Source organism: Spirosoma flavum, assembly GCF_042686045.1.
GTDB classification, from domain to species: Bacteria; Bacteroidota; Bacteroidia; order Cytophagales; family Spirosomataceae; genus Spirosoma; species Spirosoma flavum.
The window spans coordinates 320,935-334,111 of record NZ_JBHUOM010000019.1; the positions used below are offsets into that span (position 1 = coordinate 320,935).

At 45.2% G+C, this 13,177-nt stretch carries 10 protein-coding genes; all 10 read left to right on the top strand.

Translation table 11 applies throughout. From position 1 onward, the window contains the following. Positions 1-15 precede the first annotated feature (15 nt). The 10 genes from ACFS25_RS18370 to ACFS25_RS18415 all read left to right on the top strand — a co-directional run bounded on the left by ACFS25_RS18370 (position 16) and on the right by ACFS25_RS18415 (position 13,173). Positions 16-2,115, top strand: coding sequence for a beta-galactosidase (locus ACFS25_RS18370; RefSeq protein ID WP_381503939.1), 2,100 nt, complete (start codon positions 16-18; stop codon positions 2,113-2,115). Positions 2,116-2,350: 235 nt separating this feature from the next. Continuing rightward, positions 2,351-2,818: a MarR family winged helix-turn-helix transcriptional regulator gene (locus tag ACFS25_RS18375; RefSeq protein ID WP_381503941.1), complete on the top strand. Its 468-nt coding sequence runs from the start codon at positions 2,351-2,353 to the stop codon at positions 2,816-2,818. Between the two features lie 478 nt (positions 2,819-3,296). After that, positions 3,297-4,622, top strand: a complete 1,326-nt coding sequence (locus ACFS25_RS18380; RefSeq protein ID WP_381503942.1) for an inositol-3-phosphate synthase — start codon at positions 3,297-3,299, stop codon at positions 4,620-4,622. Between the two features lie 3 nt (positions 4,623-4,625). Continuing rightward, positions 4,626-5,087 (top strand): phosphatidylglycerophosphatase A family protein, encoded by a 462-nt coding sequence (locus ACFS25_RS18385; protein ID WP_381503944.1) that lies wholly within the window; start codon positions 4,626-4,628, stop codon positions 5,085-5,087. Between the two features lie 183 nt (positions 5,088-5,270). Further along, on the top strand, positions 5,271-7,835 hold the full coding sequence (locus ACFS25_RS18390) for a DUF5686 and carboxypeptidase-like regulatory domain-containing protein (protein ID WP_381503946.1): 2,565 nt from the start codon (positions 5,271-5,273) through the stop codon (positions 7,833-7,835). 19 nt (positions 7,836-7,854) lie between these two features. Further along, positions 7,855-9,144, top strand: coding sequence for a DUF4833 domain-containing protein (locus ACFS25_RS18395; RefSeq protein ID WP_381503948.1), 1,290 nt, complete (start codon positions 7,855-7,857; stop codon positions 9,142-9,144). A 35-nt stretch (positions 9,145-9,179) separates the two neighbouring features. Then, entirely contained in the window at positions 9,180-10,115 is a 936-nt protein-coding gene (locus ACFS25_RS18400; RefSeq protein WP_381503949.1) for a phosphatase PAP2 family protein, read from the top strand. A 109-nt stretch (positions 10,116-10,224) separates the two neighbouring features. Further along, positions 10,225-10,701: a MarR family winged helix-turn-helix transcriptional regulator gene (locus ACFS25_RS18405; RefSeq protein WP_381503951.1), complete on the top strand. Its 477-nt coding sequence runs from the start codon at positions 10,225-10,227 to the stop codon at positions 10,699-10,701. 57 nt (positions 10,702-10,758) lie between these two features. Continuing rightward, positions 10,759-12,096, top strand: coding sequence for a TolC family protein (locus ACFS25_RS18410; RefSeq protein WP_381503952.1), 1,338 nt, complete (start codon positions 10,759-10,761; stop codon positions 12,094-12,096). A gap of 21 nt (positions 12,097-12,117) precedes the next feature. Beyond that, positions 12,118-13,173 (top strand): efflux RND transporter periplasmic adaptor subunit, encoded by a 1,056-nt coding sequence (locus ACFS25_RS18415; protein WP_381503955.1) that lies wholly within the window; start codon positions 12,118-12,120, stop codon positions 13,171-13,173. Positions 13,174-13,177: the final 4 nt, after the last annotated feature.

The window sequence follows — 13,177 nt, forward strand, 5'->3', positions numbered from 1 at the left end:
CCTTTTCGTGACCTGATGAAATCACTTTCCCTCATTGCTTTTTTGTCGTTCGGCTTGCTAATCCAGTCTATTCAGGCCCAAACACCTAAGATAGACCAGCTATTGTTTGGCGTCGCCTATTACGACGAGTATATGCCCTATGATCGGCTGGATAAGGATATTAAAATGATGCAGGAAGCGGGCATTAATGTTGTCCGAATTGCCGAGTCTACCTGGAGCACGGTGGAGCCGCAGGATGGCGTGTTTGATTTTACGCATATTGATCGGGTGCTCAACGCAATGCACAAGGCTGGCATCAAGGTTATTCTGGGTACGCCAACCTATGCCGTTCCAACCTGGTTAGTTCGAAAATACCCCGATGTACTCGCCATTACTCCGCAGGGGCAGAACCAGTATGGTGCCCGTCAGAACATGGATATTTCCAATCCTCACTTTCGTTTTCATGCCGATCGGGTTATTCGCAAGATCATGGACCATGTGAAAGCGCATCCCGCTATCATTGGCTATCAGGTAGATAACGAAACCAAGCATTATAATACAGTGGGGCCTGCTGTGCAAAAGCTATTTGTGCAGTACATGAAAGCCAAATTTAAAACGACGGAGGCTATCAATGTCGCATTTGGATTGGACTATTGGAGTAACCGCATTAATAGTTGGGAGGATTTCCCCTCTACCGTAGGCTCCATCAATGCCAGCTTACGAGCAGAGTTTTCCAAATTTCAGCGTCAGATGGTAACGGACTATCTTGCCTGGCAAGCGGCTATCGTCAGGGAATACAAGCGGCCAGCGCAGTTTGTCACTCAAAACTTCGATCTGGAATGGCGTGGTTACTCCTACGGAATACAACCGGATGTTGATCATTTTGCCGCAGCAAAAGCCCTGGATATTGCCGGGATAGATATTTACCACCCGACTCAGGACCAACTGACGGGAACCGAGATTTCGTTTGGTGGCGATGTGACACGCTCGATGAAAGTCGATGCGTCGAACCGTGGTCAGAATTACCTTGTGCTGGAAACTGAAGCGCAGGGCTTTCCTCAATGGGTTCCCTATCCGGGTCAGTTACGCTTACAGGCATTCAGCCACTTGGCTTCGGGAGCTAACCTACTGGAATACTGGCACTGGCATTCCATTCATAACTCAGCTGAGACGTATTGGAAAGGCTTACTGAGCCATGATTTTGAACCCAACCCAACCTACAATGAAGCCAAAACCATTGGTAAGGATTTCCAAAGACTGAGTTCCTCTCTGGTCGATCTCAAAAAGACGAACAAGGTGGCCATTCTGTTCAGTAATGAAGCCTTGACCGGATTCAATGCGTTCAGCTTTGGGTGGGGAGCCAAAGAAACGTATAATGATATACTCCGGCCAATGTATGATGCTCTATACCAGATGAATATCGGGGTTGATTTCGTTGACCCATCCAGTACTAATCTGAGCAACTATAAAGTGCTGGTTGTTCCGGCGTTGTATGCTGCCCCAACCAGCCTATTGGAACGCCTAAATCGATTTGTGAAAGAAGGTGGGCATATTGTGTACACATTTAAATGCGGTTTTTCAGACGAAAATGTAACGGTTAGAACCACTAAGCAACCGGGCATTATTAGTGAGGCTTGTGGCATAACGTATGATCAATTTACATTACCGGTTAATGTCTCTCTAAAAGGCGACCCTTATCAGGTAGGGAAAGAAGAGAATAAGATAAAAACCTGGATGGAGCTTATCACCCCTACAACCGCGAAGGTAGTGGCCTATTACGATCATCCCGTTTGGGGCAAGTATGCGGCCATCACCCAAAACACATATGGTAAAGGGCTGGCTACATACATAGGCTGTAGGACCAGTGACAAAGTGTTGCGAAAAATCATGGAAGATGTGGTCAAAAAAGCTGACATATGGGGTGCTGATCAGGCGATAGCCTTTCCGCTGATTACCAAATCTGGGGTTAATAAACAGGGGAAAGTAGTTCACTATTACTTTAACTATTCGGCCACGGCTAGTTCTCTAAATTATCCGCATAGCAATGGTGTGGAATTACTGTCCAATGAACCTATCACTAAAAGCAAGGCTCTAGCGCTAGAGCCTTGGGGTGTAAAAGTTGTGGTCGAGAAATAAAGTTAACTTCCTTACTAATAGTTGCTTTGCATCAAAAAACATCGAAGGTGATTGACAAAAAAGGTGGACGCGAGTAGTGCTGGCTTGAGCCCGGTCTACTTGATGGAATAGAGTATACTAAGCAAATGAAGCACAACAGCAGACATTAAAATAGCATTAAAAACTAGTTTATATTAGTCAACTACTTAACTAATCTGTTCGTCTGCATGTTTGTCAAGCTAAATAAAAGGTAATAATGTGTGAGGATAAACCGACGGTGGCTGCTGATTCTGCGGATATATTAAAAGAGTTTGCCCGTATAGCTAGCCAGGTCAATATTGCTTTTCGACAGTTTGTCCAGCGCAAGCTGAAGCAGCATAAATTTGATCTGACTTTCGAGATGCTACAAATTATAGGATATCTCTGGGAGAATGACGGCGTCAATCAACAGGAGATTGCCAACGCAACACTTAAAGACAAAGCTAGCCTGACTTATCTGATTGACAACTTAACTCGCCGTGAGATGGTATACCGGCAGGAAGATAGTATTGACCGGCGTAACAACCTTATCTTTTTAACTCCTCAAGGTCGGCAACTGAAGGAAAAGATTCTACCCTGGATTAAAGACATGTACTGTGTTGCTAATGCGGATATACCAGAGTGTGAATTTCAAAATGCGATGCGAGTTCTGCGTAAAGTGATTACTAACCTAAAGACTGAGTAATCTTTTGCCTAATTAGTTAAATACTTTACAGTAAACCATAGTATTATACTATAATTGACTGTATTGACTTTTATTAATACTCTTTTTGAGAGTCTATTGATAGTTCTTAGTAGGATTACTAATACGAAGAGCATTACCAGGTATTTGTTTAAAACAGGAGGAACGACCAACGTGGGGGATGTATTTGCCGGTGCTTCGCCAACTGAAAAGTGGAATTACCAGCGTGGAGCTTGCCAACCGGCTTGGTATGGTTAAACAGATTACTAGCCGTGTTATTAAGCGTACGAATGGAGGGTCACACTGATGGTAACGTCTGTGAGAAATAGCCGGGCAAACGAAATTCATACCGGTTCACGTCTACTCAACTTGGCTAAATCTACCCCATTTGGCTCGTCATTCTCGAACTGAATAGACTGATCGGTAGTTAGTTAATTAATATTGATTCTTGCACCAATTGAAGTAAGTAAAAACCAACTCAATGAAACAACACGTTACTGAACCCGATGGCAAATTGGGCGTACTGCTTCCGGGATTGGGAGCGGTGGCAACAACCCTGATCGCTGGTGTCGAAGCGATCAAGAAAGGTTTATCACAACCCATTGGTTCGCTAACCCAGATGGGCAACATCCGCCTGGGCAAGCCAACAGACAATAATCGCCCTCGAATCAAGGATTTCATCCCTTTGGCTAATCTGGATGACCTGGTATTTGGTGGATGGGATGTATATTCCGACAACGTATACGAAGCAGCCGTAAATGCCAAAGTGCTGGAGCCGGGCCTGCTAAATGCCGTTCGTGCCGAATTGGAAGCCATCGTGCCTATGAAAGCAGCTTTCGACAAACGGTACGCTAAAAATCTGGATGGCACCCATGTCAAACGGGCTGATACCCTGTATGAACTGGCACAGGCCGTTATGGACGACATCGAACAGTTCAAAGCCAAGAACAACTGTAGTCGACTGGTGATGGTGTGGTGTGGTTCGACCGAAATCTATTTTGAAGAAAGTTCGGTTCACGCCAGCTTGGCCCAATTTGAGGAAGGGTTGCGAAATAATGACCCCGCTATTGCGCCTAGCATGATTTACGCCTATGCAGCGCTAAAAATGGGTGTTCCTTTTGCCAACGGAGCTCCTAACCTGACGGTAGACATTCCAGCAATGGTTGAACTGGCTTACCTGACAAACACACCCATTGCCGGTAAGGATTTCAAGACTGGGCAAACGCTAATGAAAACAATTCTGGCGCCCGGCCTGAATGCTCGCGCTCTCGGTGTCAAAGGTTGGTTTTCGACTAATATTCTGGGTAACCGAGACGGCTTAGTGCTGGACGATCCGGATAATTTCAAAACCAAAGAAGTCTCGAAGCTAAGTGTCTTGGACGAGATTTTTCAGCCTGACCAGAACCCCGAGTTATATAGTGAACTATACCACAAAGTGAGGATCAACTATTATCCTCCTCATGGTGATAACAAAGAAAGCTGGGACAACATCGACATTTTTGGTTGGCTGGGATATGAGATGCAAATCAAAATAAACTTCCTGTGCCGAGATTCGATCCTGGCTGCGCCTTTGGTACTGGATTTAGCCCTGTTCATGGACCTTTCCAAACGGGCTGGGATGAGCGGCATTCAGGAGTGGCTGTCGTTCTATTTCAAGTCTCCCCAGACGGCTCCGGAACTCGCACCCGAACACGACATTTTCAAACAATTGACTAAACTGGAAAATACACTTCGATACTTAATGGGTGAGGATTTAGTGAGTCATCTGGGATTAGAGTATTACGAAGATCTGGCTCAACCGGTATAATTCATGCATAAACTGATAGCCACTGGATTGGGCATCGGCTATATCCCCAAAGGAGGAGGCACCGTAGCCTCAGTTGTGTGCTGCGGTATCTGGTATTTAGTCCAGCCTGATGCGGTCCAGCCCGGTGGTTATCTTTTTTTTGCTCCGTTACTGATAACGGTCATTATTACAACGGTTGGAATATGGTCGGCTACTGTGGTTGAACAACAGTGGGGAAAAGACAGCTACCGTGTTGTTATCGACGAAGTAGCAGGCATGTGCCTTAGCCTGCTGTTTATTCCAATTAACGAAAAAAGCTTATTGGCAGGACTTATTCTCTTTCGCCTGTTCGATATTTTCAAACCATTCGGCATCCGAAAACTGGAAAAACTGAGTGGTGGTTGGGGCGTTATGATGGATGATCTGTTAGCGGGGCTTTATACTAATTTGCTCTTACAGGGTGCCCTGGCATTAGGCTTCTTATAAAGCGTATGCGATCATTCATCAACAGGTACGTAGTTGCTCGTCTGTCGTAAAACCGTATACAACAAGGCTGGCAATTTTTTATCATCACTTATTTTCTGAGCGTCTACTATCCACAGTTCTAATCTTCTGGTTGGCGTTTGTTACAGTTAATTTTTTTTAGAAAGACTTCGTCTTTCCTATGTCATGAATCATTTATTCTCTTGCGCACCACGTCAGACAGCCCTGCTCCTAAGCTGGTTACTGTTTTTTAGTAGTATGACAACCCGTGCGCAGACCACTGTTACCGGAACTATTATCGACGGAGCCAACAATCAACCCCTGCCCTTTGCTAATATTGTTTTTGTCGGTACAACCATCGGCACAACCAGTAACGAACAAGGTGTTTATAACTTAGTGGCAACGGGAAATTTCACAAAAATAACCGTTTCATTTATTGGCTATCAGTCAGTTACCAAAACCATTACGCCCGGCACCACTCAACAATTGACGATCAGGTTAGAAGCTGATTCGCACCTCCTGAATGAAGTCGTCATTCATAGAGGCAAACAAGAGCGCTACCGTAATAAAAACAATCCGGCGGTTGAGCTGATTCGAAACGTGATCAGCCATAAAGAGCAGAATCAGATTGGGCATTATGCCTACGCGGCTTATGAAGAATACGACAAACTACAATTTTCGCTCAGTAGTCTGTCCTCAAACGTATCGAAGCGGAAGATTTTTCAGAAATACCGTTTTTTACTAGACAATCGGGATACACTTACTTTGCCGGGGAAATCGCTCCTACCCGTTTATCTGGAAGAGAAAATATCGGAATACTATTACCGGAAAAGCCCACAAAAAGAGAAAGTCCTTACTAAAGGGACTAAACGAGTCGACTTTGGCCAATTTTTTGACAGCAATGGACTCAGCCTTTATCTAAATCGGATGTATTCGAAAGTCGACATTTATTCGAATTCGATATTTTTGATGACCAACCAGTTTCTCAGCCCCATTGCAAGCAGTGCACCGACCTTTTACCAATATTTTCTGGCCGATACTATTACAATTGGACAGACGAAACTGATTGGTCTTAATTTTGTGCCTCGCAATGCGTCTGACATGCTATTTAAAGGGAAGATGTATGTGACACTGGACAGCAATTTTGCCGTGCAGAGAATCAATCTTTCGATAAATCCAAAAATCAATCTGAACTGGGTTCGCGATTTACAGATTCGCCTGCAATTTGAACCCAATACCGACGGTCGGTATTATCTCAGCAAAAGTGATTTACTGGCCGATTTTGGCGTTAGTAAAGGCAAGGGGGGCGGCATCTTCGGTCAGCGAACCCTGTCCTACCGAAACTACAAAACGGATGACGCGCGCCCGGATGCTTTTTATGAAGGACAGCAACAGGTAGTAGCGACCGATGCCGCCAGCCAACCCGACCAGTTCTGGAAGGATAACCGCCATGATACTCTTTCCAGAGCCGAATCGAAGGTATACACCAACATCGACAGTTTGAAACGGATGCCCTCCTTCCGACGAACAATGGAGACATTTACATTTCTGTTGGCTGGCTATAAATCATTCGGTCCCTTTGAAATAGGACCGGCCAATACGTTTTATAGTTTTAACCCCATTGAAGGATTTCGCTTACGGGTGGGCGGGCGTACCACGCCGGAGTTGAGCAAACGCTACTACGCCGAAACCTATGCGGCTTATGGCTTTAAAGACCAGCGCTGGAAGTACTTTTTAAGTGGAACGTACTCGCTGAATAACAAGTCAATTTACAAGTTTCCTCAAAATTACGTTCGAGCGAGTTTCCAGCGTGACACGAAAATTCCGGGACAAGAACTGCAATTTGTTCAGGAAGATAACTTTTTGCTCTCCTTCAAACGGGGGGTTAATGACAAGTGGCTGTACAACGACACCTGGCGAATCGACTACGTTCATGAGTTCGAAAACCACTTCTCTTACAGTATCGGTTTCAAAAACTGGCAACAATCCCCAGCGGGTGCATTGCAGTTCAAGCGAATTGGTGACGACGAAAACACACCAACACCAACACTGACTACCTCTGAATTTTCGCTGGAAACCCGTTGGGCACCCAACGAGCAGTTCTATCAGGGCAAAATTTATCGGGTTCCAATTGCCAATCGGTATCCGGTGTTTACGTTACGCTTTACAGCGGGGATTAAAGGACTCCTCCAGAGTCAGTATAATTACCAAAACTTGACGGCTAGCATCAGCAAACGGGTTTTTCTGTCTCAACTTGGGTATTCGACGGTTACAGTACAGGGCGGCTACATTTTGGGGCAGGTACCTTTCCCACTACTGAACATTCATCGAGCCAACCAGACGTACGCTTATCAAATAAATTCGTACAACTTGATGAATTTTCTGGAATTCGTCAGCGATCACTACGCCAGTGTAAGTATTGATCACTCGTTCAATGGGTTTTTCTTTAACAAAATCCCTTTGTTCAAGAAGTTAAAATGGCGGGAAGCCATTTCGTTCAAAGCTCTATATGGTGGTTTGCGGTCGGAGAACGACCCAGCGCAGCATCCATCGCTATATCAGTTTCCGGTCGATGCGTTGGGGGTCCCCTACACCTACACGTTGAACAAGACACCTTATATTGAAGCCAGCGCCGGTATAGCCAACGTGCTGAAATTTTTCCGGATTGATCTGGTCAAACGGCTCAATTACTTAGATCATCCCAATGTGTCACAATGGGGCATTCGCACTCGCGCCACGTTTGATTTTTAACGCATTCCGCTTACCTATTATGCAGCAGGCACTTACTCTTCGCACCAAAATTCAGCTGGGAATTTATACTATCATCAATCCCTTTGTCAGATTGCTGATCCGACTGGGGCTAACGCCCAACATGGTCACAACCATTGGTCTGGCGTTAAACATAGGTGTGGCGTTAATCTTCATTATGGGGGGCGAACAAGGCCACCGGGGCGATTTCCGTTACATTGGCTGGGCTGGAGCACTGGTCCTGTTTGCCGGTTTATTTGATATGCTGGATGGACAGGTGGCACGGCTGGGTAAGATGAGTTCGCTCTATGGAGCACTTTTCGATTCGGTGCTGGATCGGTACAGTGAACTGATTCTTTTTCTGGGGATTTGTTATTATCTAATTGCCCATCATTATTTTTTCAGTTCGCTGTTTGCTTTTATTGCCCTGATCGGCTCCATGATGGTCAGTTACACCCGCGCCCGCGCCGAAGGCTTGGGTATCGAGTGCAAGGGTGGCCTCATGCAACGTCCCGAACGGGTCATTATCATTGGCGTGTCGGCGCTGGCGTGCGGCTGCTTTGCTCCCTTACTCGCCCCCGATTTTAAAGTTTACATACCGGGTATTCCAGTGCATGTCTTCGAAACGATGTCTATTTTCACCCTGCCATTGACGGTCATGGCGATCATGACCAACATTACGGCTTATAACCGGCTGATAGATGCGAAAAAGTCACTTGAGCAGAAAGAAAAAAAGGCTTCTTCACCGAAGGCCCTACTCCTGACGTTTTTATTGTTAACGACTGTTTTGGGCTATTCGGTCGAAGTAAAAGCGTTACCTTCTGGCCTTAAGCAGGACAAAACGAAACTAAACTTTCCGACACCCCAGAATATACCAAACCAGTTGTTTTATCTCCAGCGAGACCCTAACCCCAACACTATTATTTGCGCTCTGAATTTAAAGAATGGCCAGCTGGATAAACATGATCCGGTTCACGTTTTCTGGATTCGCTATACCGAACAAAGCCAACAAAAGGAGCTTTCATACCTCCAGCGCACGTTTGCTTACGGCATTAAATCTCGTGCCCTTACAAATGAGGAGTATATCTTAAATTTTGTCTCCTACAAAAAACTCGCTATCCATCTGGCAAAATCGGAATCAGATAATAGTTATTACGCCTACGCTACTGTGAATCAGAAAAAGGTGATCCTGAAACGTATTTATCTTCGTATAGAAGGCGGCACGTTGTGGGTGCCTAATGTGAAGTATATTCAGGTAGAAGGCATCAACGCGGCAACCGGCGAGAATACAGTAGAGCGTCTTATGGTTTGAGCAGACCTGTCCAGACGACACATTTCACCTCAAAAATGATTCCTAGTTCCCCAAACAATACTCAATCCATTCGCCAACAGATTCTGACGCTAAGCGTAGTATCGCTTGGTTATCTTCTGTTATCTTATGTTCTGGTTGGGTTTAAATCAGATCAGTTGGTTCTAATTGGGGTAGTAAATGGATTGTATTTTGCCTCAGACCAGAGCCGGAAAGTCCTCATCGGCTTTTCAATTTTTATTGTTTACTGGATCGTCTTCGACTATATGAAAGCGTTTCCGAACTACAACTACAATACTGTCCACATCGAGTCAATTTATAGGCTGGAAAAACAGCTATTCGGTGTTTCCTCTGGTTCTTCAGTTCTGACACCCAATGAATACTGGCTAACTCACCGAACAAAATTACTTGACATAGTAACGGGCTTATTTTATTTATCCTGGATTCCTATTCCGTTGCTGTTCGCTATCTATCTTTTTTTTAAGGATCGGCCAGCGTTCTATCCCTTGGCGTTAACCTTCGTACTGGTTAATGCCTTAGGTTTTGTTGTGTATTACCTATATCCGGCAGCTCCGCCCTGGTATGTTCAGGCACATGGCTTTGCATTTCACCCGCACACACCCGGCAACACCGCTGGCTTAGCCAATTTCGACCGCTATGTTGGCGTCTCTATTTTTGCGTCTATTTATGGTAAAAGTTCGAATGTATTTGCGGCCATGCCTTCCCTTCACTCTGCCTATCCGGTAATTATCTTGTATTACGGCATAAAGAATAGAGTAGGATTGATGAATTTATTTTTTGCAACCCTTGTGGGGGGTATCTGGTTTTCGGCGGTCTACACCAGTCATCATTACGTGCTGGATGTGTTGGCTGGCATTCTCTGCTCTTTAGTAGGCATTTCCCTTTTCAACCAGTTGTACAAAACAACTTACCTGACTAATTTTCTTCGGCGGATAATTACGCTAACGACTTAACAAGGCGTACCTGGAAGCTGGTTAAGACGGTCGTGAAATAGCCACTCCTATAAGAAAACTTTTTTAAGGAACATTTGGTTGACATATCAACAGTGTGTAATTTTGCACGATGAGCGAAGTAAAAGCAAAAGATCTCAAAGCTAGAATCGATGAACGTCTGGGGGATCGGTCCATTTTCATGATTAATCAGGTGGGTCATCTAATAGCCCGTAAGGCAAATCGTGAACTGAACCGGCTGGGATTTACGCTACAGATTGAGCAACTTCCTATGTTGTTCATTACTTATTTTACGCAAGATGAATTGTTATCGCAACAGGAAATAGCCAACCTGCTTCAGCGGGACAAGTCTGGTATTCAACGTTCTATCCGTACGCTCGAACGCGATGGATACCTGCGCGTTGTACCGGATAGTATTGACCGGCGTAAGAATCTCATTCAAATGACGCCAGCGGGAAAATTGGTCGTTGAGAAAGTAATTGAAACCGCCGGACTCATCGATCAGCAAGTTACCAGCCACTTGACTGTTGAAGAGCGGGAAACGTTCCTAAGAACGATGCGGAAAATAGCTAATTTGTTAGAAGAATAACTTTTATTTAATTAATTAGTTGATATATCCACAGTTGATAGATCAACGTTTGTATTTATGAAAAGTAAACTTGCATTAAGCTTATTTTTATCGCTAACGCTTTCACTATATGGCGCGGCACAAAACCAGCCAAGCGGATCATTGAAGGACTGCATTGACTACGGACTCAAAAACTTTGGTACCATCCGTATTGCTCAATATCAAGTCGAGACGGCTAAGCAACAGGGGCGTCAGGCCCTGGGGCAGTACCTGCCGCAGATATCAGCAACGGGTACATCGGTCAATAACGTCAAACTACAGAAGAGCATTATTCCGGCTGGTGTGTTTGGTCCGGAGCCTAGTGTATTCATTATTGGGCAGAAGTACCAAACTACGGTGACAGCCCAAGCCACTCAAACGCTTTTTGATCAATCATTATTAATTGGTATTAAAGCAAACAAGCCAAACCAGCAGTTAGCTGTGTTGAATACGCGACAAACCCGCGAGGATGTTATTTATAACATTGCCAGCAACTACTACCAGGTTTTTGTGGCCCAGCAACAGATTGCATTACTGCGGGACAATCTTGACCGAACGCAGCAAGTGCTAAACATCCTTAAATTACAGCGCGACAATGGGGTTATTCAGCCTGTTGATTATACACGTACGGAAGTAAATTTCAACAGCACACGCTCGCAGTTGAACTTGGCGGAGAACGACTTAAACTTAGCGTTGAACCGGCTCAAATATCAAATGGGTATGCCGCAGGATCAGACTCTGACCTTGTCTGACTCGACACTACTAACCCAGCTACCAGTTCTGGGGCAGTCGCAGTTTGATGCCCATAATTTAGTCTCATTCCAACAGTCAGAAGCGAATTTAACTTTACAACGACTGCAATATCAACGTCTTCGTGCCGGTTATTTGCCCGCGTTGAGCCTAACAGCAAATTATGGTATGGTGAACCTGGGCGCACAAACCATAAACAGGTTGTATAGTAACTTCGTTGGTTTCGGCAGTTTTGGTCTACGTCTTAATATACCCATCTTCGACGGGTTACAACGTGACGCTCAGATGAAGCAGCAACGCCTGACGGTACTGACACAGGAGGAACAGCAGAAACTGAATGTGTCCTCCTACCGGCTTCAGTTTAATAATGCTCAGTCGCAGATACAACGAACGCAAGCAAATGTTCAAAACGACGATCGTAACGTAAAACTGGCGCAGGATGTATATAACATCACGACTCTCCAGTACAAGCAAGGCACCAAATCACTGACCGATCTGCTTAACGCGGATACGTCCTATCAGCAAGCTCAGTCGAACTACATCAATTCGTTGATTAATCTGTGTCAGGCCCGGCTTGATTTGGAACAATCGCAGGGAAATCTGCTTAATTTTTATAATGAACTCTAATATCATTTCCTGTCTATATCAATGAAAAAGACCACGTTAGTCATTGTTGCCATGTTGCTGGGTGTTACCGCACTCATCGGATTCCGGCTGGCTTCCAATAAAGAAAAGATCAACCAACAGAATAAACCGATTGTTGCTACTAACACCGCCATTCCTGTTACGGTAACCCGCGTAGAAGAAAGTACCGTTAGCCAGCAATTGATTAAAACCGGCAATCTGATTCCTTTTCGGGAAGCCGCCATTACGGCTATGACCGCCGGAAAAGTATCTCAGGTCAATTTTACTTTGGGTTCGCAGGTGAAGCAGGGTGCTACACTGGTTGAACTGGATAATAAGTTGAAGGAACTGTCGCTGGCAGCAACTCAGCTCAACATCGACAAACTCAAAAAGGACGTCACCCGCTATAATACGCTTCTGGCTGGCAACGCAACGACTGAGATTCAGGTAAATGATACAAAGTATAGTTACGAGAATGCCGTTAATCAGGCCGAGCAGATCAAGAAGCAAATACAGGACGCCAATATAAAATCGCCCATTAGCGGTCAGATCGTTAAGAAGAATATCGAACCGGGTGAGTTCATAGGTGTTGGCACTGCACTAGGCACCGTACTGGATGTATCGCGCCTGAAAGTAGAGGTTCCTGTCAATGAAGGTGATGTGTATAAACTTCATCTGGGTCAGATAGTACGCGTTTCGGCAGATGTTTTTCCGGGTCGGACGTTCAACGGTCGTATATCGTACATAGCTCCGCAGGGAACAGACGAGCATAATTACCCGGTCGAAATCACCATCGACAATGCGGGGGGGCTGAAAGCCGGTACATTCGTGAACGTCGATTTCTCGCAGAAATCCAACCAGAAGGCGTTACAGATTCCTAGGGCGGCTCTGGTTGAAAGTATCAAAAATCCGTATGTGTTTGTCGTGAACGGCAACGTGGCCCGGCAGCGTACCCTTAAGGTGGGCCGGGACTTTGGCGATACGATTGAAGTCCTCAGTGGCTTGGTGGCTGGTGATCAGGTGGTAACCACCGGTCAGCTAAACCTGAGCGATGGCAAGCCGGTACAAATCACTAAATAATTTA